15 protein-coding genes are annotated in these 26412 nt (G+C 41.7%); 5 read left to right on the forward strand and 10 right to left on the reverse strand.

Translation table 11 applies throughout. The annotated features are described in order from the left end of the window. Positions 1 to 24: 24 nt before the first annotated feature. Positions 25 to 1053 (reverse strand): hypothetical protein, encoded by a 1029-nt coding sequence (locus tag AABM38_RS22585; protein ID WP_423408397.1) that lies wholly within the window; start codon positions 1051 to 1053, stop codon positions 25 to 27. Between the two features lie 272 nt (positions 1054 to 1325). Here AABM38_RS22585 and AABM38_RS22590 point away from each other — a divergent pair, with 272 nt between their 5' ends. Further along, positions 1326 to 2969, forward strand: coding sequence for an S-layer homology domain-containing protein (locus AABM38_RS22590; protein ID WP_423408398.1), 1644 nt, complete (start codon positions 1326 to 1328; stop codon positions 2967 to 2969). Positions 2970 to 3143: 174 nt separating this feature from the next. Here AABM38_RS22590 and AABM38_RS22595 read toward each other — a convergent pair whose 3' ends face one another. From AABM38_RS22595 to AABM38_RS22625, 7 genes are all read right to left on the reverse strand, one after another. Beyond that, positions 3144 to 6878, reverse strand: a complete 3735-nt coding sequence (locus tag AABM38_RS22595) for a chitobiase/beta-hexosaminidase C-terminal domain-containing protein (RefSeq protein ID WP_423408399.1) — start codon at positions 6876 to 6878, stop codon at positions 3144 to 3146. Between the two features lie 115 nt (positions 6879 to 6993). Next, positions 6994 to 9378, reverse strand: coding sequence for a 5'-nucleotidase C-terminal domain-containing protein (locus AABM38_RS22600; RefSeq protein ID WP_423408400.1), 2385 nt, complete (start codon positions 9376 to 9378; stop codon positions 6994 to 6996). Between the two features lie 525 nt (positions 9379 to 9903). Further along, complete coding sequence (locus AABM38_RS22605) at positions 9904 to 12360, reverse strand: S-layer homology domain-containing protein (RefSeq protein WP_423408401.1); 2457 nt, start codon at positions 12358 to 12360, stop codon at positions 9904 to 9906. Between the two features lie 554 nt (positions 12361 to 12914). After that, positions 12915 to 14003, reverse strand: coding sequence for a glycosyltransferase family 4 protein (locus AABM38_RS22610; RefSeq protein ID WP_423408402.1), 1089 nt, complete (start codon positions 14001 to 14003; stop codon positions 12915 to 12917). Then, positions 13981 to 15465 (reverse strand): O-antigen ligase family protein, encoded by a 1485-nt coding sequence (locus AABM38_RS22615; RefSeq protein WP_423408403.1) that lies wholly within the window; start codon positions 15463 to 15465, stop codon positions 13981 to 13983. Before AABM38_RS22615 ends, AABM38_RS22610 begins: the two co-directional genes overlap by 23 nt. Before the next feature lie 176 nt (positions 15466 to 15641). Beyond that, entirely contained in the window at positions 15642 to 16355 is a 714-nt protein-coding gene (locus AABM38_RS22620; protein ID WP_423408404.1) for a WecB/TagA/CpsF family glycosyltransferase, read from the reverse strand. An 18-nt stretch (positions 16356 to 16373) separates the two neighbouring features. Beyond that, entirely contained in the window at positions 16374 to 17651 is a 1278-nt protein-coding gene (locus tag AABM38_RS22625; RefSeq protein ID WP_423408405.1) for a nucleotide sugar dehydrogenase, read from the reverse strand. 272 nt (positions 17652 to 17923) lie between these two features. Between AABM38_RS22625 and csaB the strand changes: the two genes are divergently transcribed. The 4 genes from csaB (at position 17924) to AABM38_RS22645 (ending at position 22434) form a co-directional block, all read left to right on the forward strand. Continuing rightward, complete coding sequence (gene csaB, locus AABM38_RS22630; RefSeq protein WP_423408406.1) at positions 17924 to 19033, forward strand: polysaccharide pyruvyl transferase CsaB; 1110 nt, start codon at positions 17924 to 17926, stop codon at positions 19031 to 19033. Between the two features lie 86 nt (positions 19034 to 19119). Next, positions 19120 to 20295 carry a glycosyltransferase family 4 protein gene (locus AABM38_RS22635; protein WP_423408407.1) on the forward strand — a complete coding sequence of 392 codons (1176 nt, stop codon included), beginning with the start codon at positions 19120 to 19122 and terminating at the stop codon, positions 20293 to 20295. Positions 20296 to 20469: 174 nt separating this feature from the next. After that, positions 20470 to 21993, forward strand: coding sequence for a murein biosynthesis integral membrane protein MurJ (murJ, locus tag AABM38_RS22640; protein WP_423408408.1), 1524 nt, complete (start codon positions 20470 to 20472; stop codon positions 21991 to 21993). Positions 21994 to 22254: 261 nt separating this feature from the next. Beyond that, a complete protein-coding gene (locus AABM38_RS22645; RefSeq protein WP_423408409.1) occupies positions 22255 to 22434 on the forward strand; it encodes a hypothetical protein in 180 nt (59 codons plus the stop codon). 415 nt (positions 22435 to 22849) lie between these two features. Here the strand turns inward: AABM38_RS22645 and AABM38_RS22650 are convergent, their stop codons facing one another. Together AABM38_RS22650 and AABM38_RS22655 are read right to left on the reverse strand one after the other, a co-directional pair. Beyond that, positions 22850 to 24838, reverse strand: a complete 1989-nt coding sequence (locus AABM38_RS22650) for an S-layer homology domain-containing protein (protein ID WP_423408410.1) — start codon at positions 24836 to 24838, stop codon at positions 22850 to 22852. 240 nt (positions 24839 to 25078) lie between these two features. Next, positions 25079 to 26086, reverse strand: coding sequence for an NlpC/P60 family protein (locus tag AABM38_RS22655; RefSeq protein ID WP_423408411.1), 1008 nt, complete (start codon positions 26084 to 26086; stop codon positions 25079 to 25081). Positions 26087 to 26412: the final 326 nt, after the last annotated feature.

Genomic DNA, 26412 nt, shown 5'->3' on the forward strand with positions numbered 1-26412 from the left:
TCCATTTTTACTGGAAGGTGTCTCTTATTTTTGATGCAGTTTTTTAAGGTATTCATCAATGTTATTGGAGGAAATCTTTTTACCAAAGTCCTCAGGTACGTCTGGCGGGTTATTCATGCTCAGGCGATGAGCGATCAGTGTTCCTACTTCAGGATAGAAGTGGTGGCCGTCAAAGTAGTTAGATGTGTCTTTTGTGACGGTGTTGATGTCCATGAAATTATATACCTCTCCGAATACGTCAACCATTTCATGAAGCCATTTTTCATAATGCGGATAGGCTCCTGAGTCGATGAGTGCCTGGAAAAGAGGTTCAGATACCGGCGTCGTATAGATGATGAACTTTGTATCAGGATTTTTATCTATTAAATTCTGCATAATGTTCTTGTAGTTGGGATTGTATTGATATTCCCCGTAAAATGTTTCCGTGAACTTCTCAATTTTCTTTTGGAGCTCTTCTGCCGCTTCTTCTTCTGATAATCTAAAAGTTGTAGCGACATTTTTTCGGTCGTAAGTGCGGACAAACTCCGGTTTATTTTTTATAGAAGCTATGAAATTATAATAGGAATATCTCGTTAAATCATAGGATATGAGATTCTTCCACCTGACGAAAGGCTTGTCCAATGTACTGGCATATGGGTAGATTGATAGCGCTGCTTTGCTTTCCGGGAGACTAGATTTGAAGAAATCCAACCCAATTATGACCGTCTTTATTTCTCTATCGCTGTTCTCCTTGGCGAATTGGATATAGCTTTCATACTCCTGAACGGACATATTTGCCACTGAATAATTGTAGACATCCATGTCTTCAAATTCATATTGATTGATATACGTGCTGCGGCTGCTGCCAATCAGAAGTGTATCCGGGCTGAACGGCTGGAATTTAATATGGTTCGTTTTTTGCTGTCTCTCGTTGATGGTATCCTGGACATCATTGAATGCATGCGCTCCGCCATACATCCACATCGGATCCATCCAATAATTGAAGCTGCCAATTCCGGCAATCAGCGCGATGAGAATCACCACCAGCTTTATCGCCCACGCTTTATAAGTCATATACATTCACCTAATTACGCTTTTCTAATTTCGAGTCTTGACCATTATACAATACCTGGCTTGATGTGAACATGGGGACGGTTCTTGTGTTCCTACTTTAGTCCTGATTGTCTAAATTTGTCTAAATTACCATAATAATAATCCGATAGAAAAATGAGGAATTTTTCACTGACTTAAAAATATTTGCGTAGGTAGTATTTACAAAATACATTCTAGCAAACTCCTGAATTTAGGTCGGTGTACCTTCACCATTCAAAGGGGGAATTAACTTAATGATGAAAAAGTCATACAAAAGATTTTTAGCAGCAGGTGTGTCAGCCGTTATTGCTGTCAGTGCATTTAGCACTTCAATTCCTTTTAACACTCTTCAGGCAAAAGCAGCATCTGTGAATTTTTCAGATGTAAATCAAAGCAATTATTTTTCTGAAGCTGTTCTTAACCTGTCAGAACATGGAGTCCTTAAAGGATTTGCAGATGGTACTTTCAGGCCAAATCAAGTGGTCACACGGGCTCAGGCAGCTGTCATTCTAGCATCGGCTTTAGGATTAGATACGAAATCCGTTCAAAATCCTGGCTTCAAGGATGTTCCAGCTGGCGTCTGGTACTATAGCTCAGTTGCGGCACTAGTGGATAAAGGCATCATGAACGGACTTGATCATGATTACTTTCTTCCTGGCAAACAGGTTACAAGAGCTGAAATGGCTAAAATGCTGAGCATCGGATACAACCTTAAGGCTGCAAGCACAAAGACAAACTTTACTGATGTACCCGAAAAAAGCTGGTTTTCAGGATATGTAAGTGCGATTGCTGAGAATGCAATCACAGGAGGTACTTCTTCAACATCCTTCGCTCCTGGACAGGCCGTAAATCGAGGACAGATGGCGGCATTTGTTTTTCGCGCGGAAAATAAAAGTGTGAAGGAAGAAGTTGGTGAACCTGACAGTGAAGTAGTAGTTCCGCCTAGCCAGGATAATGGTACAAGCACTCCTCCTGAAGGAAGTACTCCACCTCCAGGCGTGGACAATGGAGGAAGTACGGCACCTGTTGAAGGACCATCGCCTGAATTAGCCGTTTTATCCGGCACAGGCTTTACTTTAGGATCAACTGCTATTTTCCTTGAATCTGGAACGGTTAATCCTACTTATTATCAACTATCCGATCAATCTGCTTCAACACCATCTGTCGGAAGCACTCTCCCAGAGGGGGTAATACAATTTACAACATCCACAGAGATTAAAAGTGTTCAAGCGGGCCAGTATATCCAAGTATATGAGGCAGATGCAAATGGTAAGGTCTTAAAATTCAAGGAAATACAAATTACGAGTCAGGATATTATGACGCGTAATTTTCACAGACTAGTCTACGATTATAGTTCTTCTGCTATCAATTCAATCTCAGTAAAATTCAATACACCACTTTCTGATGCATCACTTTCCAAACTGACTGTAGATGAGGTAGTCGATGTATTGCAAATTACGAATGTGGGTTCGGCAGCTGATTTTGATAAAACAAATATCGATTCTATCAAATGGGATGTTGTAGATACAAATACTGAATTAATTTTCAAATTCAAAACACCAGTTCCATTAGCTGCAAACCGAATCATTGAATTGAACTTTGCTAATCAAGCAATCGTATTTCAATCGAACCCTAATAGTCAATTAGGCGGAATACTATCAAGAATGAACAGCACTGACTTATTAGAAGTAGAACACTTAGTAAATCTGGCAAGCTCCACAGATGCCCCAGGTTTAGCTGATTGTGTAGGTGATTGGCTCATAACCTTCCAGGGCAAGAACTTGATTAACAACTACATCCAAGCCAATAATCCAAATTACTTGATTGCCATAAAGAACAACGCCGATCAAATTACCAATTTCGCATCATTGCAAAACGTTATTGATGCTGCGAATTAATTGATTTACAGAAAAATCAAAATGATTATTATTGCATAAAGGTCCAGCTAAAATAGTTTGGGAACACAAACAGGCACCTCCCCTTTTCAGGGAAGGTGCCTTAATCATTGGTGGAACTTGGGGACGGTTCTCAATTCCATTTTGGAACATGAGAACCGTCCCTGTGTTTTACTTTTAGCTTGCTGCTGCCACTTTGAAGGGAGATTCCATCAGGTTGCCCTGTGAGTCATAGAACTTGATGGCAGATGTGTCTACACCTGATTTTACGTTCCATGTCTGAACATTTTCTGCTCCGTAGATTTCAGTGACATGTGCATTGTCGATAAATACTTCCTTCGTTTTAGCACCGCTTAAATCGATTACAGTATCCGCTTGAGCCGGGCTGATCACGACTAATGTGTTCTCAAGTCCAGCGCCGTTTACTGTTGCTGATTTTTTCAGCCAAATGCCTTCGGTGATTACTGAAGTGCTGTCAATGTTGATTAAGCTGTTTGTAGTGCCAACAACTAGTTTTTTCGTTTTGAATCCTGTGAGGTTATACACTTTGTTATAAACCTTTTCAATTGCTTTAAGATCCGTCTGGATGAGAAGTGGGTCATGGTCACTTGCGCGTCCATGTGCTTCCATGAATCCAGAGTTGATATGAACCATATTTACAGTTGTTGCTGCTTCCATATTCTTTGTTACGAGGATATGGTCGAGTACTTGAGCATTACCCTGGTAAGAGTAAGAGTATCTTTGGTCTGCAGGAACATTTTCAACCATGTCCACTAATACATTTCCTTTTAATGTCTTTAACGGATTTGACCATTCGAAATCGTTAAAGTCACCTAATAGGATGACATTTGCATTAGGGTCCTTCGCTTTTACGTCATTCACAAAACCATTAACGATTTTTGCAATTTCCATGCGCTGTACTTCACTCTTCAATACTGGAGGCTGATTTTTACCGAATAACGGCTGGTCTCCACCTTTAGAGTTGAAGTGGTTCGCTACAACGATAACGCTCTTGCCCTGGAACTTGAATTGAGCTGCAAGAGATTTCCGGCTAGATTTATAAGCTGGATTCGTTGGATCGATACGGCCTGGGTTCAGCGTCAACTTACCGTTTTCAAAGCCTACTGCCTGGTCAGCAGTTCCTTTTGTGCCTTCCATTAGTTCAACACGGTCTTCATTGTACAGGAAGCCTACGCGAATATTACCGCCTGGCTGTCCGCCGTCCTGCTTGTCCTCTGGTGCGATATCAACAAACTTGTAGTTTGGACCACCAAGAGATTTGATCGTTTCAATCAAAAGTGCTGCACTTTGAGAAGCGTCAGTTGTGCCACTGTCAGTTGGGCCATCATTGTCCTGTACTTCTGTCAGGCCAAGGATATCCGGAGATTTAAGATTTTTCACGACTGCTTCAGCAAGCTTATTGACTTTCTCAGCATCTACTTTTGGAGAGAAGTTCTCAACGTTGTAGGATGCGACTGTCAGCTTATCATCTGCAGGAACGATTGATGTGATTTCACGAGCGTTTGTGCCCTCCACCAATGGCGGCAGGCTGTCTTTCTTCGTTAATACTTTATAGTTGCTGTAGCCATAGCTCATAACACCGGTAATTGATCCATTGAACTGATCACCCATTTTCGCTACGAATTTCTCGTCGTTCATGTCGATCGTGATTCTTTCAGGATTGAAATCACCTTCTGAAATGCGTAGTCCGCCAGCAGAAGTGTTTGGCTGCATTGTCCCAGGAATTACGACTACTTCACCATAGTTTTGAGGAGCAACGACTTTCGCGTCGTCAACCTGAACTAGCATGCCTTCTAAGCTTTCATAGAAATCAATTGCATCTTCTTCTGGATCGAATTTTGCCAATCCATCATTGTCGATTAAATCTGTAGGAGCTGTGCGGTCTTTTCCTATTACTACTGGAGCAGGAAGAGCATGTCCGCTTTCTGTTTTTTCAACAGCAGATGCGCTTAGTTCTGTAGAAGGAAGATCAACCTGTGCTTTATCATCATAGCCTTCGATGTAATATTCTTTAACTGTTCCCGTTACCTTTATTACATCTCCTGGAACAAAGCCATGTGCCTTTTTATAAACAAAAATTCCCTCAGCTGTGTTTTCATCGTTATCAGGCTGAAGATCTTGCATGTAGAAGTTATTGCTGTCTACAACATATGTTACAACACCTTCAACGTTGTTTACATTGAAGTTTTCGTACTTAGAGTAGTGTCCTGCACCTTGAATATCATGGATGCGGACAACGTCTTTTTGAATGATGTAATTGTAAGTGTATACTTTGCTGCTTGTTAAGCCTTCTTTTACAGCAAAAGCCTTGATTGTTATATCCCCGTTTACCACGATTGGCGCACTGTAAACCGGGCTGCCAGTTGTTGGCTCGCTGCCATCAGTTGTGTAGTGAATCACTGCATCCGCTGTATCAGTAGAGAGTGTCACTGAATCGCCTGCTTCGATGAATCCAGCGCCCGGAGCTGCCTCAACTGGACGGACATAGCTAGGATCTAGAACGATATCAGCTTCATTTCTCGGGGTTAGCTGGTAAACATCTCTATAAGCACCTAGAACACCTGTGATAGAATCGTAAGAAGTGTCAACTTCAAGCCATTCTGCCACTCCCGGACGAACCTGATAAGAGTCACCGTTCGCGTCTACAGCAATGTAGTTACCGCCTGAATAACTTTCAACCTTTGACTTGCCTACTTTTACAAGCATAGCTTCGTACCGTTCAGACAAATCAGCTGCAGGTAATTCCTTAGCAGCTGGAATTTCTTTTTGTCCAAGGATTTTAACATCCTCTTGTACTACTTCAAGTTCTAAAAGGGTATTGTAGTCAGCTACCTTACCTGATGCTTCTACTTCATCACCAGGTTTTACATTAAGAGTTCCATAAAGAACGATCCCAGCATTTTCATCCTGAATGTAGATGTTTTTTCCTAAAACTGCTGTAACTACACCTGATGTAAGCGCGTAATTGCCTGCTTTCATTGCTCTTACTTCTGAAATCGTCTTTTGCTGTAAAACTGTGTAAGAGAAAGTTGCAACATCGCTGTTTTCAAGGTTATCAGCAACAGCAACTGCCTTGATTGTTGTATCTTCATTGATTGTGATTGGCGTTGAATATACGTTAGAAGACGTTGTTGGTTCCGAACCGTCTACTGTGTAGTAGATTGTTGCGCCTTCCGTTGCAGTTGTTAAAGCTACCTCAGTACCTGCTTTTACAGAAGGAGTTGATACAGAAGCGGATACTGATGATACTTTCGTTGGAACGTCTGAAGAACCGTCCATTTTGTGGGTGCCTAGGTTATCAAAGTAATCGATAGTATTGCTGTCCCATTCTGTTGCTGGATCAAAAGTATCACCAGTATTTGCATCACCAGAAATGACTGTGCTTTTACGGATCAGCGTTTGATCAATTGTTTTTACAGTTGTTCCCCATGCAGGAACAGGTCTTTCCCCAACTTTACCAATTGAGTCGATAATAGTGCCGTTATGTTTTAGTACTAATGCATCGTCACCATTAAAATTGGCAACTCCATGAGTCAATTGTGCTTTTGCTTTGAGCGCATCACTAGCACTGCCATTAGCTATAACAAATGTCTCACCATTTTTTAGTGTTGCATCTGTCAACGTACTAAAGTTCAGTGGGTTGGTAGCAGTTGTAGCACCATTTGAATAAAGCTCTAATATATATTCCTTTAAATTAACGTCTTGACCAGTTCCGTTATACAATTCAATAGCCTTATTGCTGCTTGAGCCTTCCACATACTCAGAAATGAAAAGATCAGAAGCAACAGTAGCCGCCTTTACTTCCTGTGCAATAAAAGGCAAAAATAAGTTAACCATTAAAGCCAGCGTTAACAAGATACTTAATGACTTCCTTTTCGATCGGTTAATCATTAATTAAGTCTCCTTTTGAAGAGGTTTTATTTTTTTAAACATGTCTAAAGTCCGACTTTCAAGAAAAGGATAAAGATAGCCTCCAGTATACATCTAACCAGAGGCTATTTCTTTATTAATCTACTAGAATTGTGTCGCCTTCAACTGTTACGTTTGATAGTTCTACAGTTGAGTTTCCTTTAAGAGTAAGATCACCTTTTACTACAGCATTCTCAAGCTTTGCTACTCCAGTTACATCTACGCTTACAGAACCTTCATAAACTTTTGGAGCTGTAGCAGTACCACTGAAGTTAGCTGAATCAACAACAACTGGAGGTGCTGGCATTGTTGCTACGTCAAGTATGCGGCCTTCGACAGCAGGGCTGATTGTATCATTAGGCTGTGCATCAAGGTACTCTTTGAATACTTCCCAGTCAACAAAGCCAGGTTCACTTACGCGGCCTTCATTATAAGCTTTTGCAAACATTGAGAAGTTGTCTCCGCCTTTTGCAGTAAAGATGTTTGTAGCTACAAAATATTTCTTGTCAGCCTCAAGTGCAGAGTAATTTCCGTCTGTACCTTTAACTTCAACGGATACAACTCGATCACCAGCAGTTTTTCTGCTGTCATAAGTATATTTCATACCTGCAACTTGCAGGAATGCTCCGTTTGCACTTGGTGCGATTGAAACGGCATGTTCAAGAGCAGCTTCAAGTTCTGCACCTGTGATTTCCATAATTGCTAATGCATTTCCGAATGGCATTACAGTTTGTACTTGTCCTAAAGTGATATCTCCTGCAGGAACAGAAGTACGTACTCCACCGCCATTTTGCAATGCGATTACTGTATTAGAGTTGATTGTTTTTGCTTTTGCCAGCATACCATCGGCAATAGCATTTCCCAGGTTTGTTTCTGCAGTTCTAGCTGCTGGGTTTCCACCAACTAGGTCAACAGTAGTTTTACCAACTACAAGATTTTTTGTAATATTAACTTGATCTTTATATGGCTGCAGCAATGCTTTTGCTTCTGCATCTTCGGTCATTGTAGCAACATCAATCAGCTTTCCTGCATATCCTGCTACCTTGCCATCTTTATCAAATTCAACGTCAAGAGTTCCAAGATATTTATTATATTCGTTTGCCTGTACGATAACAGTAGCTTCAGTACCTGTTGTGTCTATAACTGGAGCAACCAGCTTGTCATGAGAGTGACCGCCAACGATAACGTCAATACCTTCAACTTCTTTTGCTAAAGTAACGTCGTTATCTCCGCCGCCGTCCATGTATCCAAGGTGAGATAGTGCAACAATCTTATTAACGCCTGCGGCTTTAAAAGCCTCAACAGCATTTTTTGCTGCTGCTATATAGTCTTCAAATTTCACGCCTTCTCCAGGACTTGAAATATAAAGAGTTTCGGCAGTCGTTAAACCAAAGATACCGATTTTTTCTCCATTTACAACTTTTACGATACCGTTATAGATTTCTCCGTTTGTACCAGCAGTTGTAGAAATGACATCCTTGAAGTCATCATTTAAGTTTGCATCAGCAGAGAAGTCTACGTTAGCGCTTACAAATGGGAATTTTGCACCTTCAACAAAGGCATCAAGCGTTGCTGTACCTTTATCAAATTCATGGTTACCGAATGTCATTGCATCGTATTTCATTAGATTCATGAATTCCAAGTCGGCTAAACCATTAAATTCGTTAAAGTAAAGAGTTCCTGAGAATACATCCCCTGCGCTCAACAATAGTGCATTTGGTTTCACAGCTCTAATCTGCTTAACAGCTGTTACAGTTTTTGCGATGTTATCCAAGTTAGCGTGCGTATCATTTGTATGCATTAAAGATAATTTGAAATTGCCATTTGGTTCGCCATTGCCTGGCGGTGACACTGGTGGAGGAGTTACTGGTGGTGGTGTAATAGCAACAGCTTGAGACGATTTATGTAAGAAGATAGCAAAATCGCCGCGTTTTATGTTAAGGTTTACTCCAAACTGGTCAGACGACATGCCTTTAGTAATATTATTAGCTACTAGAGCTTGTACTGCTGCTTCATAATTTTTTGTAACATCTTTAAAGGAAAGATCAGCGCCACCTGTTAGCTCAAAGCCTTTTTGAAGCCAGATTGCTAGTTCACCGCGAGTAATTGGGCTGTTTGAACCAAAAGTCGTCTTTGTTTTACCAGAAGTAATTCCTGCAGCTTTAAGAGCATTAACAGCTTTTACTCCGCGAGCTGGTACATCTGTAAAGCCAGAAGCAGGAGCACTCTCAATATCCAAACCCAAAATCATGACTGTTAGAACTGCTGCATCGACACGCTTAATTTCTTCATTTACACCAAAGTAAGAACCATCAATTCCCTTTGCACCTTTAGATAAAAGAAAATCAACAGAATCTGAATATCTTTCTGACACATCTGAGAAACCTGCTGCAGAAATAGCCGGAGCTACTACTGCTGTAACCATGGTCGCTGTGGCAGCAGTCGCAATAAATTTACGGTAAGACTTTTGCTTTGACAACATTAAACCAATCCTCCCTTAATTTTGGTAGGTGAACTTAAAATTGTTAAACCTAAGAATTTCAAGTCTCTCAAAATTACCAAAAGAATAAATTTTTAGAATCATAGTAATTTTGACCCAACTCTTATTATATCAAATTCTGCAAAACTTTCACTATTGTTCAACAACTTTTTACACATTATTCATTTCCGTTTTACAATAGGTGACATACAAGGAGTCGAGCACTCTCAAGGTTTCACTTTTTTGAAGGAATAGTTCTCAAATATAAAGGGTTTATTTACCACATTTTAAAAGATTGATAGGAAGTTTGAAGTATACTATTAACCAATTTGCATTTTCTAAATATTCATCAGATTCCAGGTTCATTTCAAACAAAATAATTCCGTGTTTTTCCATATGATAAACATCTAAAATGTGCTATAACCTTTTGACGATGTTACCTAATCGCCAACTGCCAAATGGCAGAATCTCCTAGACAGACAAAAAAGGATCCTCAGCGTTAGCAGAGAATCCTCTTATTGTTAATGATTACTTAGAAACTGTGCTGTTAGCAACTGCGTTTCCGTTAGCATCAACTAGGTTAGTATTTTTGAATTCTACTGTTAATGAATCAGTAGCATTAAGGTTGTTGGTTGTAACAACTTTCACGTCTCCACCCTCAACAGTTACAGAGGCAGGTGTAATTGCTACATTGTTAACTTTCACAGTAACTCCTGAAACTGCTGCACCAACAGGTGTTGTACTTACAACTTCACTGAAATCAACAAGGATAGTTTTGCTATCAGCTAAAGTTACTTTTGTAGCTGTAGGAACAATATTTTCTTTAAGGTCAAGAGTAGCAGTAGCTTTGCCGTTTAATAGCGTGTTACCGTTTGTATCAGTTAGGTTAGTTGCTTCTAGAGCATATTTACCATTAGCTGTTACAGATCCTTGTGGTAACGTGATTACTACGTTCATTCTGTCATTAACAAATTTCAATGTAGTTCCAGCAGGTAATGCTTTTCCACCTAACTTGTAATTAGAAGCATTTACTGCTGAATCACTCATTAATTTGTTGAAAGTTAATGCGATATCAACATTATTTGTCACAGTTTGAGAAACTGATACAGTTACATCTTTTTTATCAGTAGATGGTCCTGTAGTGAATTCAGGAGCAACTGCAGAGAAGTTTACAGTATCAGCTACTTGGTTACCATAAGTATCTGCAACTACTTTTCCATCTAGTTCAAATGTGTAAGATGACTTAGCATCTGCATCATATGCAATTGCAACTACGTTCTTTTCGCCGCCTTCTACCTTACCATTTTTATCAAGGTCATATCCGAATGCTAAATTCGCTCCTTCAGTAAGGGCAACCTTTTTATTAGACTGATAGATTCCATCAATTGATGTGATAGTTAGATTTCCAGCTGCTCCAGCTTTAACTGCATCATCAAAAGTTACTAGGATCACATCGTTAACGCGTGTAGTTGCAGTATCAGTTCCAAGTGTCTTGATTGCTGCAGATACGAACTTAGGAGCTGTAGTATCAGCAGTGAAAGTTGCAGTAAATGTCACTAGATCCATTTTATTTGTAGATGTATCAGCGAAGTCTTTAACTTCTACAGTTTTTGTGAAGAATGTTGTTCCATTGAATAATTTTGCTTCTTGCACATCAACTGTGTAAGTCTTCTTATCTTCTGAAGCAACAACGTAGTCAGCGTTAACAGTTACATCTCCAATTTTCACAGATCCTTCATTAACTGCTTCAGAGAAAGAAAGAGTTAATTTGTTACCAGAAACTGTTGTAGAAACAGTTGGTTTAGAGTTATCAACAACCGGCTTAGCAACTGTGAAGTTAACAGTGATTTGGCCAGACATGTTATTAGCAGCATCCTTAGCGCCTACAACGTCAAGCTTGTAAGACTTTTCAGCTACAAGGTTTTTCACCGTCAATGTTTTGCCATCAGCACTTACATCATAGTCAGTGCCAGCAGAAATTTCTTTACCATCTAAGCTTACAGTACCTACAGTAGTAAGAGCTTCATTAAAAGTAACAACTGCAGTAGTACCTTTAGCTTCTACAGAAGCAACAGCTGGAGCTGAAGAATCTTTGTAAGAGAATAGAGTTACATATTTAGCAGTTTTAACATCTGCATTTGCTTTAGTTTTGATTTGATCGATTTGCAATGTTGCGTTAGTTACATCAATAACTCCAGCATCTTTTACAGTGAGCGTAACTGTTTTAGCATCTTCAGAAACAACTGTCTTAGTTTCATCGAAAGTTACACCAGTTAAAGATACTTTACCAGCTAGATCGGATTTATCGATTGCTTGGTTGAACTTAACAACAAGTTCTTTACCGTTTACAGCAGTTGCACTTACAACAGCAGGAGTTTTAACAACTTCAGCAGCGCGCTTTAAGAAGATTGCAAGGTCTCCACGAGTGATGTTCATGCTTGTGCCGAACATTGTGTCTGATTTACCAGTAGTCACGCCGTAAGCGAAAAGACCCTGGATAGCAGTTTTATAGTTACCTACAGCATCTGTGAAGCTAGTAGCTACGTCAGATTTTAGGTCATAAGCATTAGAAAGCATGATAGCCATTTCGCCACGAGTTACTGTAGCGTTTGGAGCGAATTCAGTTGCAGACTTACCAGAGATGTAGCCTTTAGCTTTAAGAACTGATACGTAAGCATCATAACGAGTGCCTTTTGTATCTGAGAAGCCAGAAGCTGCAGCACCAGTAGTGTCAAGCTTAAGAGCTTTTGCAAGCCAGATCGCTAGGTCTCCACGCTTGATGTTGTCATGAGTTCCGAATAGAGTGTCGGAAGTTCCTTGAGTGATGTTGTTAGCTACTAGGTAGTCAACAGCATCTTTGTACTTTGGAGCAACATCCGTGAAGTTAGATGCAGCGCCCACAGCTGGAGCGATTGCAGTTGCAACTAGAGTTGCAGTAGCAGCAGTCGCTACAAATTTGCGGTAAGATTTTGGTTGGTATGCCATTTTGTGTTTCCTCCCTGTTTTGTAAATAAATTGTTCTTGGTGCCTCCGGACTGGTAAGATCCGGATTTGAAACGTGTTGTAATAGTTTTATAGTCTATCTCTTCTGATAATTCGGTCTGAAAATCCGTTTTCACTGTCTATGTATTATGGAAAATCATAAACTTTCAGAAACAGTAAATTAGACAGAAGAAAATAGGGTTACTATACATGTACATTATTCTACCAAACTTGGTTGATTTTTCAACCTTTTTTTACATTTTTCTACCTATAAAACAATTTTTTGCTAGAAAAGTAGCATAATACTCCTGTTTTTGGGCTATTTACCAGCACAACACAATATGATTATACTACTATTATTCTTTTTTTGGAAGTTTTACCATGGAAGAAAATTGATTGGAAGACATAGTAATTGTTTCCACTTATTTAAGACGGATTAGGTATGAAAAAAGTTTCATATATTAATAAAAAAATTTTCCAAACAAAAAACATGCAGGGTTCCCTACATGTTTTTGGCCCACAAAGATATAACTATGATGCTATATTCGTGAGTATGCTTATATTTTTTTATAGGTTTCTTCTGTACTTTTTGCCAGCTGGTCTACGGAATAGAGGCTGGATGCTTTTTCGTATAAGTTTTTACCCAGCTCCGGCAAGTTTTCGTGGTCGATTGCTTCTGTGATTGCTCCAGCTATTGCGTCTGAATCCTTGATTGGCACTACCCATCCGAGTGAAGGATCCGAGATTAAATCTTTCACCCCGCCTACATCCGTTGAAATAACCGGTGTAAACGCTCGGGCTGCTTCCAGGATGACGAGCGGGAAGCTTTCGCTGTAGGAAGCGAGCAGTTTCACATCAGAGATGCACAGATAGGAGTGAACATCCTGCTGGAAGCCAAGGAATCGAACGTGTTGCGTTAATTCCTTGCTTTTGACTTCCTGTTCCAGCTCCTCCCTCTCTGGCCCATCGCCAATCAGGAGTAATTTTACATTAGGGTTTGCTGCGGTTATTTTTTTCATCGCATCAAAGACGACAGTGTGGCCTTTGATCGGATGCAATCTTGCCACCATACAAATTACAAAGTCTTCTTCATGAAGCTGAAGATCCTTACGCGACAGCTTGCACTCCAGCTTCTCATCAAAAGAAATCCCGTTGTAAACTGTCGTGATTTTTTCTGCCGGCAAGCCAAAGCCCACAAGCATCTGCTTGAACCGCTCAGACACCGCGAAAAAGTGATCGATCTTTTTAATGACCTTCATATTGATCGTCGTGAAGATTTTTCCCTTGATGCCGCCCTTGATGAAATCTTGGGATGGATCGCTGTGAATCGTGCTGATCCATTTAAAAGATGTTGTTTGGCGCACCAGGTAGGTAAAGAGATTGGCACGCGGACCATGTGTATGGACTACGGATATTCCGTTATCCTTGATTGTTTGTTTGATTTTACTGATGACGGAAAAATCGTAGCGTGAGGACTGGCCATACATGATGACCGGAATCCCCATTTGCCTTGCTTCCTCGGATAGTTTCCCTTCCTGGAAAACTCCTAGCAAGACTTCGGTTTCCTGGAGGTGCTTCAATAAAGAAAGCAGGTGGTTTTTTGAACCACCTGTTTCTCCGCCGCTAATGAGATGAAGGACTTTCATTGTTTCCCCACCCTTTATAATTGATGCCGTGTGCAACGACTGCGAGCATCATGAAGAAATAAGTTGTGAATGTTTTGTCTTCCCAGATGTTGTACAGTACCCCTACAACATAGATTCCTATAAGGACAGCTAAAACAGGAATCGCAAGCTTTGTGTCTTTTCTTTTTTTCCAGAGGAAGAAAAGCATCCCTAAAAGGAAGACTGCGAACAGAATTACCCCTACTGCTCCTGTTTGAGCAATGATTTGGATGTACTGATTATCCGAATAAATGTTGAATTCAATTCCGTAGTCATCGTAAATCGGAGATCCCTTTCCTTTTGCAGCTGAGTCGCCAAAGGTCGCGAAGCCGGAACCGATGATCGGGTGATCCTTGAAGATTTCAAAGCCTTTATTGACGATGAACAGACGGCCAGTTGTTTTACTTAGCTCAACAGTCGACATTTCAAATGTCTCTTTAATCCGCTTCTCTTCATCTGATGGCAAGTCTTCGCCGGGTTCTGATTGAATGACATCACGCGGCACATTGTCACCGAAACCAACAGATTTAATATAATTTGTTGCCTGAGTTACCGGAATATTAATCAGGATAATGGATATTACAGCAGCGACAAAGATATTGCCGGTGCGTCTCCAGTTTCTCGATACTGCAAGGTAGGCAGCAAGGGCGATGATGAAGCCGATCCATGTTCCCCTTGAGTACGTAAGGGTAATAACCCCAAGCATCAGGATCATGCCAATGTTAAGGATGATTTTTGTTGTTTTGCCTGCGACCAGCTGCTTCAGGTAAATCGTCAGCATTAGTGCAAGTGACAGGTAGACTGCCAGAACGTTTGGATTGTCGATCAGGCCATAGATTCTGACACGGTTGTTAGGTGACAGTGAACGTCCAACCCATTTTTCAGGCATCAAATACGTGCGAAGCGATAATTTTTCAACGAGTCCATGCAGGCTAAGCAGAATCGCCATAATGAAGGTTGTCCATAAAAACTTCAGGATGTCTTCCTTAGTGATATCAAGTCGTTTTACAACGTAGTACACGATGTACGTAATGACGAATGCGCGGACTTGGAACACAATCGCGCCGATTGATACGCCAGTAAGGTAAGCGGATAAGGCTCCAATTACGATGAAGAGCAAGAATGCCCATTCAAAGATCTGGAATTTGAATAGACTTTTCCAGTTGCCACTGCGAATCGCTGCAAATGCGACGCTTGCAAACGCCGCTAAAATAATTAGATCTCCAGCCATTTTCAGTGACGGATTTACTTCTATTAAAAATGGACGAGTCGGAAAATAGAGCAAAAGCATCATTAGACCATTTTTCGGTGAAACAAGGGCGTACAGAGCTAATAAGGCTGAAGCCCCAAGGCCCGTGATGGTGCCAGGGAACAATAAGGCAACCGCGAGAACTGGCAGGGCAATGAAAATAAACGGGAAATCTCTCCAGGATAACGAGTTCATTCGACAATTCCTTTCTCATGCTTAAATGACTTAGATGGTATGAGTGCAGATTTTATAAAATAATAGACGTTTTTCTAACCTGTTTGGTGACAAACTTTGGCAAATTTCTTCTTTTAGACATTTTAAAAGGCTTGAATAGTTAGTTCAAGCCTTATTTTGGTTCTTTTTTATCGATATTATTTAGCGCCAAGGATTTTCATCAAAAATCTTGGCAGAGCCAGCTGGCGTTTGAAACGTGTTGGTTCTTTTAACAATCGGTACAGCCATTCAATGCCGAGCTTGCGGAAGAATAATGGTGCGCGCTGGACTTTTCCGGAGAAGACGTCGAAGCTGCCGCCGACTCCCTGGAATACTTTTACGTTCAGCATGCCCATGTTTTCGCGGATCCACAGCTCCTGCTTCGGGCTGCCCATGGCGACAAACAGCAATTCTGCTCTTGAAGCGTTGATTTTATTGATGATTTTTTCATTGTCTTTTTCATACCCATTCTCGTAATCTGAGATGACAAGGCCTGGATATTTTTCTTCGAGCTTTTGCTTTGCCGTTGTGACGACTTCTTCTTTTGCTCCGTAAAGGAAGACCTTATGGTTTTCCTCGGCAGCAAAGCGGATTAGCCTGTCCATCATATCAACACCCGTTACCCGGGAGGAAATCTTGCCGCCCTTCATTTTCGAAGCGAGCAAAATCCCTACTCCATCTGGAATCTGGTAGGTTGATGAGTTGATCAGCTGGCGAAGCTCTTCATTTTTTTCCGCTGCCATAACCTTTTCAGGATTGACTGCGATAATCGTTGATTGCAGGCCTGCTTCCATTCGAGCACGCAGGTCTGCAATGATTTCTTCATAATTTAAAGGCGACACGTTGACGCCCAGATAGTTTTCTTTTTCCATAGCAGTTATCAAACCCTCTTAGAGCTGAATTGGTTTCAGTCCTGACAGGTCGCCGATTTTGTAGACTGTGACAAAATCGCTATCAAGATTTGTACAATTTTTCGTATCGAACACGACTGGTGACTTCATTTGCTTAGAGACTAATTCGCTGTCCAGAGTCTTGAATTCATTGTGGTCAGCCAGTACGACAGCAACGTGAGCATTAGCGAGTGCATCTTCTAATGAAAGAAGTGGGAACTGGACTTGATCCTGCTGTACGTGCGGATCGTGCGCCACTGTTTCAAAGCGCGGGTTCTTCGCCAGCATTTCGTAAATTTCGATTGCCGGACTTTCACGCACGTCATCGATGTTTCCTTTATATGTTAAACCCATAACAGCAATCTTCGGCTTTTCAATCTGTACTGTTAACTCTTCTACCTTTTCCACGACGAATTCTGGCATTGAATTGTTGATGTCGCGTGAAAGCTTGATCAGAACGGATTCATTGCGTGCTTTTTCAACAATGAAATAAGGGTCGACTGCTAGGCAGTGTCCGCCTACGCCAGGTCCTGGCTGGTGGATGTTCACGCGCGGATGCTTGTTGGCAAGCTCGATTACGCTGTGAGCATTCACGCCTAGCTTGGCACTGATTTTAGCCAATTCGTTCGCAAGTGCGATGTTCACGTCACGGAATGTATTTTCCATGAGTTTGGACATTTCAGCTGTAATCGCTTCTGTTTCGATTACGTCGCCAGTTACGACAGCACGGTACACGTCTCCAGCTTTTTTAGCAGCGACAGGCGTTGTTCCGCCGACGATACGAGTATTTTCGATCAGCTCGATCAGGATGCGGCCTGGAAGAACGCGCTCTGGGCAGTGTGCCAGATATACGTCGTTTTGTACGTCAAATCCTGCTTCAACTAGGATTGGCGCTACAACGTCGTCCATTGTTCTTGGCGGGATTGTAGATTCAACGATGACTACATCGCCTTTTTTTACAAAAGGAACGATTGATTTCGTTGCGCTGATGACGTAATCTACGTTTGCAGTTAAGTCATGGTGGATCGGTGTTGGAACGGCAATGATGAAGACATCTGCCTCTTCCGGTGTAAGGGATGCGCGAAGCTTCCCTTTTTCGACAACTTCTTTCACGAGCTCAGGAAGCCCGACTTCTTCAATTGTAATTTCTCCATTATTTAACGAGTTCACTACCCGCTCGCTGACGTCAACTCCGACAATGTCATAGCCGGCTCTTGCAAATACGGCAGCAGTTGGCAGTCCGATATAACCTAATCCAATGACACAAATCTTCTTCATTAAAAGGACCTCTCTTTTTAAGGCAGTTATAATTGCTTATATTATGTGATTATTTGATCAATCTAGTTTCAATTTCTAACATAGTATATCAAATCTTGTCAAACCTTGCACCCTTGAACATTGAATGCTTTCCTGTATAATGATAAAATATTGTTTAGCTTTTAGGTGCTTGGATTTTGTTAAGGCACCTTCTTTTTTTGCACTGCGTTTTAAGTGATTATGATTATGTTTTACCAACGCACTACTTTCTATATTAAGGAGGAACAACTTCTTTGAAAATTGTCATCTCAGGATTTTATGGCCTCGGTAATACTGGTGACGAAGCCATTCTTGAATCCATTGTCGATAACTTGCGCGAGCATTTAGACCAGCCAGAAATTACCGTATTCTCTTTATCACCGGAGCAGACGGCAAAGGAACATCATGTAAAAACTGTCTACCGCGGCTGGCGCCATGATTTTAAAGGGAAGGTCAAGGCCTTGAAGGAAGCTGACCTGCTGATCTCTGGCGGCGGCGGATTGCTGCAGGATACCTATCCGACTAAGTTTATTTTCGGCCCCCTTCCGTACTATTTGTTGATTGTCTTTTTAGCGAAGCTTGTCGGAACAAAGGTTATGTTCTTCTCACAGGGAATTGGCCCGGTGAACTCCACCTGGGGTAAGATATTAATGAAAGTTTTTGCCAATATGGCAGACTTCGTGACGGTACGTGACCAGTTTTCGAAGGACCTTTTACACAAGCTTGGGGTTACTCGTCCAGAAACAGTCGTTACATCCGATATCGTATTTGCTTTTCATCCGAAAAAGGATACGACAGCGATGGACAGCCTTCAGCTCGAGCGCAAGGACAACCTTGTAGCTGTATCTGTACGTCCCTGGTTTGAAAAAGTAAAGCAGTTCGAGCAGATCGCTGAGATTCTTGATCACTGGATTGAAGCTCGCGGCATTACGCCTGTGTTCGTACCGATGGAAGGCCATCATGACGACACGGCAAGCAAAAATGTATTGAAGCATATGAAGCACGCAGACAAGTGCCACATTCTTGGAATGAATTTTACACCGAACCAATACCTGAACTTCATTGCCGAATGTCAGATGACGATCGGCATGAGGTTGCACGCATTAATTTTCTCGACGCTGACAGGCGTGCCGCATATTGGGATAAGCTATGATAAAAAGGTCGAAAGCCTGCTCAAGCGCAGCGGCATGTGGCCATACTCAGCTGTTCTTGAAGAAATGAACGTCGACGAGCTGACGAAGAATGGCTTGGAATTATTAGATAACCGCGAAAAGTACAGCCAGATCGTCAAGGCTAATGCTGAAGAAATGCGTATTGAAGCTGTTAAGAATGTCGATTTGATGAAAGAAAAGTTTGTAAGATAAGTGGAACATGGGGACGGTTCTCATGTTCCCAATTGGAACACGAGAACCGTCCCCGTGTTCCTAAAAATAACTCAGGAGGTGCAATTATGAAAATTCTTATTGCTACCGCTTATGATTACCCGCATGCTGGCGGTCTTTCGACTCATGTTGCTACGTTGAAGGCTGGCCTTGAGGAGCGCGGACATGAAGTGGATGTCCTTTCGTTCACGGATGTGTCGCCTGTTGTCCGCAAGATGTACGCACAGGGGCCAAGCTTTGTCATCAATAAGGTGAAAAAGGGCCGCGGCATCCTATGGAGCCACTATGCGCGCAAGAATTTGTTGAAGGCTCTTATTTTAAAAAATAAACATAAAAAATATGACGTTATTAACGCCCAGGATCCTTTCACTACCCTTGCGGCGCTTGAGACGGGCATCCCTGTTGTTTCGACTGTTCATGGCTACATGGCGTTCGAAGCTGTCAGCAAAGGTTCGATCGATGAAGGCAGCGCTGAAGCACAGGAAATGCAGGAAATCGAAATCCAGGCATACCAGGGTACACGCAAGATCATCACGGTTGACCAGCGCTTGAAGGATTATGTGAAGGAATTGTCTGGCGTTGATGGAATCGCAATCCGCAACTTCATTGACATTCACAGCTTTAAGCCTGATAAGGACAAGAAGGACGCGCTTCGTGATAAGTATGGCGTTTCTCGTGATGAGAACATTTTATTCGTTCCGCGCCGTTTGACGAAAAAGAACGGTGTCATCTATCCGGCGCTGGCATTGCCGGCTGTCCTGAAGGAATTTCCAAACACAAGGTTAATCTATGCAGGAAGTGGCGAAGCGTTGTCGGAAATCAAGAAAATTGTTGCTGAAAATGGGCTAGAGAACAATGTCGACCTGCTTGGCGCGGTTGCCCATGATAAGGTGAAAGACTATTACGCACTGGCTGATGTTGCGCTTGTGCCAAGTGTCCACTCTGCCGGCGTTGAAGAAGCGACTTCGATTTCTGCTTTGGAAGCGATGGGTTCTGGATCACCGTTAGTTGCCTGCGCAGTTGGCGGCTTGAAGGAAATCATCGTGGACAAGGAAGATGGCTTGCTTGTTGAGGAGAAGAACGTCCAGGAGCTTTCCGACGCGATCATCTACTTGCTGGCTAACCCGGAAAAAGGTGAAGAATTCGCTGCGAAGGCACGCAAGAAAATTGAGGACGAGTACTCTCATGTTGCTGCAGCTGCGAAGTATGAAGAGATTTATTTGAGCGCTTTGGGGCGTAAATAATATTTAGTCTCATGTGTTGAGATGTTAGATTGAGTTTGGCAAGAGTAAGGCGGGGCATATGCTGTTTCGCCTTACTTTTGTTTAGGGCCCTTTTCGTCTCGTTTGTATGAAATTTGGCCTTAGATTGAAATTTAATGCGAGAAAATTCATTTATAGAAAGTGACTGAAATATTTATGGCAGGATTGAAAAAAACGGCCATCTGGATCACCCTGCTGGCCTTAGTCCTTAAGCTGTCCGGTTTCTTGCGGGAAAGTATTATCGCTAATGAGTTCGGGGCTAACCATTATACAGATGGATTTTTGCTGGCCTTTTCTTTTATCACGCTCGTTGTGGCGATGATTTCCGGCGGTTTCAATAACGTGTTTCTTCCTATGTATGTGCAAAAGAGGAAGGAAAACCCTGAGGAAACGGAACGCAATGCAAACGGCATATTGAATGGAACGGTGTTGGTCTTCCTCGGGGTTACGCTTGTCGGGTACTTCCTTGTTCCTTATTTTGTTCCTTTCATTTATGGACACATGACGCCTACGACCAAAAAAGTGGCGGTCGATATCACGCAGTTCTTTTTCCTATTTATGAGTTTGATTGCTGTAAATGGGATTTTGGAGTCTTATTTACAGGGACGCCGCGTGTTTGTCCCTTCACAGATTTCAAAGCTGCTAGCTACTTTGATGGGTGCAATATTTGCCCTATTGTTCTCTGATCAGTGGGGAATTTACAGCCTTGCTTACGGTTTTATTTTCGGGACCTTTTTAGGGACTGTCATTCAGTTCTTTTACCTGTTTAAAAACGGTTATAAATGGCAGCCGACTGTTAAGGTGGAAAAGGCATTCTTTTCAGCTTTTATCGTCTTGTTGGCGCCTGCGTTGCTGAATTCGGTCGTTGGGCAGATTAATATGTTCGTTAATAAATCGTTTGCTTCAGGAACTGAGGTAAGCGGTGCGGTTACGTATTTGAATAACGCCTCTCTTCTGGTGAGTATCCCTCAGGCGATTTATGCGACAACTGTTGCGGCGATTATTTTTACATTGTTGTCTGAACAGGTGGACAACCCTAAGAAGTTCCAGGGCACCGTGTTCATGGGTATGCAGATTACGCTTGTGACCTTGCTGCCGATTGCCGTCGGCTTGCTGCTGGTTGGTAAAGAAGCGATCTCGTTTGTGTACGAGCGCGGAAAATTTACAGCTGAGGATACACAGAACACTTATATCGCACTTGTTTATTATATTCCGTTGATTGTCACACAAGGCTTGCAGTACATCGTATCGAAATCGATGTATGCCCGCGGGAAAACAGCGATTGTGCTGCGAATCAGCATTACGACGATCGTGTTGAACCTTGTATTCAACTGGCTGCTCGTAGGCCGGTTTGGATACCCGGGACTGGCGCTGACAAGCTCGCTCGTTTCGATATATTACTTGGGCGTGTCGACATATGTTGTGTATAAGGATTTCGATCGTGAAGAGCGAGTGCGCTTGGGGATGCTGTTCGCGCGTGTGGTATTGCCAACATTGATCATGGCGATTCCGTTGTACCTGATTAAACAGTTCACGCCGATTTCTGAACTATACTCATTGATTCAGCTTGGCATTCTGGTGCCACTTGGAGTTGTGTTGTATGTAGTAGGCGTATATGTATTTTATCGCGAAGGCTTCAGGCAGCTGTTGGGGATTTTGCGGAAGAAGAAGGCAGCATAAATTATATAGAATGGCGTTTTAACCGGCAGAGGATAATATCTCTGCCGGTTTTGTTTTGATCATTTGCTTTTCTGCATATATTTACTCTTTTTCGTAATGAGTACTAAATATCCAAGTCCCGTAATTCGAAACAAGGCCGGAACGTATCTAATCTGAGCAATTCAATAACCATTTTTTCCCTTAAGTTTATTAAAAAGAGACATAAATATTATCATTCCGTCGAAAGATATAGGGTATTAATAATTTTTTAGGGGGATAAGTATGCAAAAAGTCATTTGCACCAATAACGAGGGCATTGAGTTGGAATTCGACTTGGGAGAGGAGTACCCGGTTGAAAGAGAATTGGATTCAACTTATATTGTCATTAATAAACTAGGGAAAAAGCATAGTGTTTTTAAAACTCATTTTGAACCAGTTGAGGTAAACGAGACGGAAGTCTGAAAATGCCTTAAGGATGGAATGAAAACTACTTGACTGCTGGCAGAAAATGTCTTATATCATGAATCTGCGTCATTTGTACAATAAGAACTTTAACAAAAAAACTCCATAATCCTTCCTGGACCATGTACCTATTACATAAATATAAAATGGTTTGTGGCCCTCTGATGTCTTTAAAACCTACACTATCGTTTCAGCTTCTCCTAATATTTTTAACTCCAATCATTCCAGTTTTTTGATTATTCATTTTGAGGTTTATCCTTCTAAAACTCTACAAACTTCCCTACTTCCTACTCCCCTTTTGTTCAGTATTAAGAATGGCGAAGAAACTTAAAAAAATGCTGGCAAACGATATGCCAGCATTTTTTTCATTCTATCATTCAATTTTTGGAACCCGAGAACCGTCCCCATGTACCAATTATTTTACGATTGGGAGTTCTTTGATTAGGTCGGCGCGGATGTAGACTTCGTTTACTGTTGCTGAGTCTGACATGATTTTGTCCCATTCGTAGTTGTCTGTGTGTTTGACTGAGTCGAGTATTGCTACTGGTGAACCAAGGTTGTTGTTTTTGTATGCAATAGCTGATTCTGTTCCTGGCATTACGCGTGCGTTGACACCTTCAACTGCTGTTTCACCGATGCGGTAGGCGTTGGCACCGCGGTCTTTCTTGCCCAGGTACAAGTCGACTCTGTGCATATGGCCAGCGATTTTTTGTCCCCAGTATGGGTCTGAAGCGTATTTTACATTAAAGCCGCGGGCCTTGTTACCTGTCGCTGCTCCATTTGCATGAGCACCTACTGGGTTGATGTAATTTTTATTCAAGTACAGGTTAGCAAGTGCATCAATTGCTTCGTTAGGAGAAGTAAAAGTCTGCGCTGCATCTGTATTGCTGTCGTATGCTTTGATTCCGAACAAGTTATTGCGTTCTAAAGCGTATTTGCTCATTCCGAAGTCGCTTTCATGCATCGCCATTCCCAGGATCAGAAGCGCATTGATGTTATGCTTCACTTCGGCCTCTTTTAAATACGTTCCAAGGCCTTTGATTTTGCTGACGATTGTTGCATCTTTGTACTTCGCATAAGTAGTCGGATTAGAATTATAAAGAGCTTGCTTTTCAGCCAGGATGTAATCGATATATCTATTTAATTCTTCCGCAGTATAAACAGTTTCTGTACGGGCTGGAAGGTAGTTAAAATACTGATAAGCAGTGCCTACAACATTTCCTGAAGTATTCATGAACTGCCCGCCATCCCAGCTGTAATACTTCTGTCCCTGTGAAAGGAAGCTAGGTGCGAATCCCATTGTGTAGGATACATATGATTTTTTTACAGTGTCATAGATTGTATGGACTAGTTCGCCATTTGTGTTAACAGAATAATAGTTTCTGCCCTCGATTAATTGTAAAGGTACAAGAGAAACTTCATCATGTTTTACGTAAACGGTTTTGCCTGCAAGAATTACTTTTACATAATTCTCAGTCGCTTCAAGGTACTTCATTTCCTGGCCTGCTGGCAAATAGGTAAAAGCCGAAGATAATGATGCGTCCTTATAAATGTAAGTTAAAGAACTTCCAAGCGCTGGCTTTGACCAGACCAATCCTGCAGGCATTTCTACGATTTGTTCATTGACTGTAACAACCTGGTTCGAACCAGTAGCTGCCGTTTTGGCAGCTTCAAAAGAAGTATAAACTTTAGAGTACGTCTTTTCCCCAGTGGATTGGATTGTTGCTACTCTGTATCCGTCTGTGCCACCGTCACCGGGATCTTCAGGAATTTCTGATTCAGCCATTTTATTGAGCATGCGGTAGATGAAAGCAGCCGCTTCTTGACGTGTTGCTGTCTTTTTAGGCAGGAATCTGTATGTACCATCGCTATTTGCGAGACCTTTTATTAGACCGTCTCTTGAGTTTTTCGCAACGGACATTTTAAAATTAGTATTGATTTCATTCGCATCTGAAAAATTCAGAACAGCGTCTTCCCTGACAATCTGCATATAATTGAAAGCACGGTCAATCATAGCTGCCGCTTGTTCACGGGAAATCTGATCATTAGGTCCGAATGTTGACGGTGTGTACCCCATGATGATTCCTGCTGCAGCGGCACTGTTGATGCCCGTCGCAAGACCGGATGATAATGGAACGTCAGAGTATACATGCGGTCCTTCAGGCAGTTTAAGTGCACGTGAAATAAATGTCGCAAACTGTCCTCGTGTTACATTTAAAGCTGGTTTGTAGATTCCTTCTCCATACCCCTGGATTACATCAGCGGCAATCATTGCGCGCATTTCTGTCTCTAGTGCGCTCCCTGTAATATCGTCTTGCGCAAATGCCGTTGGCTGCTGGAACGACAATAAACTGCTCACGGTCAACCCGAAAGTCAAGGCGAGCGTGCCAATTTTCTTCTTCATTCTTTTACCCCCAGATGTATTATGTGAATAATTCTGACAAATTACCCTATTATTCTACCAATTTATTTACAAATTTAATAGATAATTTCGTCAGATTTTTCAAAATAGTCATATACTCACTAACTATTAAATTATTCTGCTTTAATATCGGTCCAAAACCTTACATCTTTAGACCTTTTTAGGGAATATAGGCATAGAAAAAGCTGGGATTTTTGCTCCCAGCCTATATTTAATCGTCTCTTATTTACCTGCATTGATAGAATTGAAAATAGATGCAGCGAAGGTTGCGCGCGTTGCTTTTAATGAAGCACCGTATTGGCTGCCGTCGAAAATGGTTGTAGTATCGATTCGGTGCATTGTCTGAATGGCATCATATGCCCAATAGCTTGGCATGACATCTGTATATGGAGCACTTGCTGTTTGTACTGCTGGCAAATTCAGCTTGAATGCTCTTTGAACGATTACCGCCATCTCGGCTTTTGTCATATTGTTGTTCGGGCGGAAGGTACCATCCGCAAATCCGTTGATGACTCCTGCTTCCCTGATCGCTGCGATGTCAGCCGCGAATTGGTAGTTTGGAGAAACATCCTTGAAACCGTTCAGTGTTTTAGGTGTCAGCTTCAACACACGATTAATGATTGCTGCAGCTTGTCCTCTTGTTACTGCCTGCTCTGGCTGGAAAGTGGTGCTGTCAATTCCTTTAATAACATTTTGGCCGCTTAATGTCATAACCGCTTGATATGCAGGATGATTCTGTGGGACATCTTGATACTCGCCTGGCTGAACGTTTGCTGCTTCCAGGATTCTTTTTGCTCCGTAGTATTTAGGTCCCCAATATGTACTATCAAGTGAATCAATTTTGATTCCTTTACTTGTTGTGGCGCTTAAGAATTGATTGTCGCCTATGTAAATTCCAGAGTGTGTTACCCCTGCTTTATCATATGTTTTTTCGAAAAATACTAGGTCGCCTGGCTGAAGGTCAGCTTTGGATACCGGTGTCCCTGTGTTATACTGGTCAGCTGAAATTCGCGGTAACTGGATCCCGATTTCATTAAAGACATATCCAATATAGCCTGAACAGTCGAAACCGCTTGTTGTTGTTCCTCCATACTGGTACGGCACTCCTATGTATTTTTTCGCAATTTCTACCACTTTCTCCTGTTGTGCTGTTGCTGCCATGGCTGAGTGAAAAGGAATCATGGATATAAGTAATGCCGCCAAGATCATCCTGGATACGAGCTTCTTCATCTGTACACCTCTGCCTCGTTGATTTTTGGTAAAAAATATCGTATTTTGCCTCGTTAGGAATATTTTATCAGAATTTGAATGTTATAAATTTTACGATTATATTACAAATCTTGCAATTTGAGTTTAATAGTTTTTGAGGCGGGTAATAGATCTAATTAAGAGGAGATGTATTTTCCTTTTATTGGAATTTATAATTAGGGTTAGATTGCGTTTTCACTCCCAAAGGTACCAAAAATTACCCTCGACAAACTTCGACAGGATTTGCTATAACTAATATACATTAAGATTTTGGTTGGTAATCCATTTATGGCAGACCGACTAGCCAT

Origin of the sequence: Heyndrickxia sp. MSNUG (assembly GCF_049532715.1) — a bacterium.
Lineage (GTDB): Bacteria > Bacillota > Bacilli > Bacillales > Cytobacillaceae > Mesobacillus.

What these genes read in the sequence shown, in the direction of transcription:
- AABM38_RS22585 (WP_423408397.1), bottom strand. Translation starts at nt 1,053, where the DNA reads ATGACTTATAAAGCGTGGGCGATAAAGCTGGTGGTGATTCTCATCGCG.
- AABM38_RS22590 (WP_423408398.1), top strand. Translation starts at nt 1,326, where the DNA reads ATGATGAAAAAGTCATACAAAAGATTTTTAGCAGCAGGTGTGTCAGCC.
- AABM38_RS22595 (WP_423408399.1), bottom strand. Translation starts at nt 6,878, where the DNA reads ATGATTAACCGATCGAAAAGGAAGTCATTAAGTATCTTGTTAACGCTG.
- AABM38_RS22600 (WP_423408400.1), bottom strand. Translation starts at nt 9,378, where the DNA reads ATGTTGTCAAAGCAAAAGTCTTACCGTAAATTTATTGCGACTGCTGCC.
- AABM38_RS22605 (WP_423408401.1), bottom strand. Translation starts at nt 12,360, where the DNA reads ATGGCATACCAACCAAAATCTTACCGCAAATTTGTAGCGACTGCTGCT.
- AABM38_RS22610 (WP_423408402.1), bottom strand. Translation starts at nt 14,003, where the DNA reads ATGAAAGTCCTTCATCTCATTAGCGGCGGAGAAACAGGTGGTTCAAAA.
- AABM38_RS22615 (WP_423408403.1), bottom strand. Translation starts at nt 15,465, where the DNA reads ATGAACTCGTTATCCTGGAGAGATTTCCCGTTTATTTTCATTGCCCTG.
- AABM38_RS22620 (WP_423408404.1), bottom strand. Translation starts at nt 16,355, where the DNA reads ATGGAAAAAGAAAACTATCTGGGCGTCAACGTGTCGCCTTTAAATTAT.
- AABM38_RS22625 (WP_423408405.1), bottom strand. Translation starts at nt 17,651, where the DNA reads ATGAAGAAGATTTGTGTCATTGGATTAGGTTATATCGGACTGCCAACT.
- AABM38_RS22635 (WP_423408407.1), top strand. Translation starts at nt 19,120, where the DNA reads ATGAAAATTCTTATTGCTACCGCTTATGATTACCCGCATGCTGGCGGT.
- murJ (WP_423408408.1), top strand. Translation starts at nt 20,470, where the DNA reads ATGGCAGGATTGAAAAAAACGGCCATCTGGATCACCCTGCTGGCCTTA.
- AABM38_RS22645 (WP_423408409.1), top strand. Translation starts at nt 22,255, where the DNA reads ATGCAAAAAGTCATTTGCACCAATAACGAGGGCATTGAGTTGGAATTC.
- AABM38_RS22650 (WP_423408410.1), bottom strand. Translation starts at nt 24,838, where the DNA reads ATGAAGAAGAAAATTGGCACGCTCGCCTTGACTTTCGGGTTGACCGTG.
- AABM38_RS22655 (WP_423408411.1), bottom strand. Translation starts at nt 26,086, where the DNA reads ATGAAGAAGCTCGTATCCAGGATGATCTTGGCGGCATTACTTATATCC.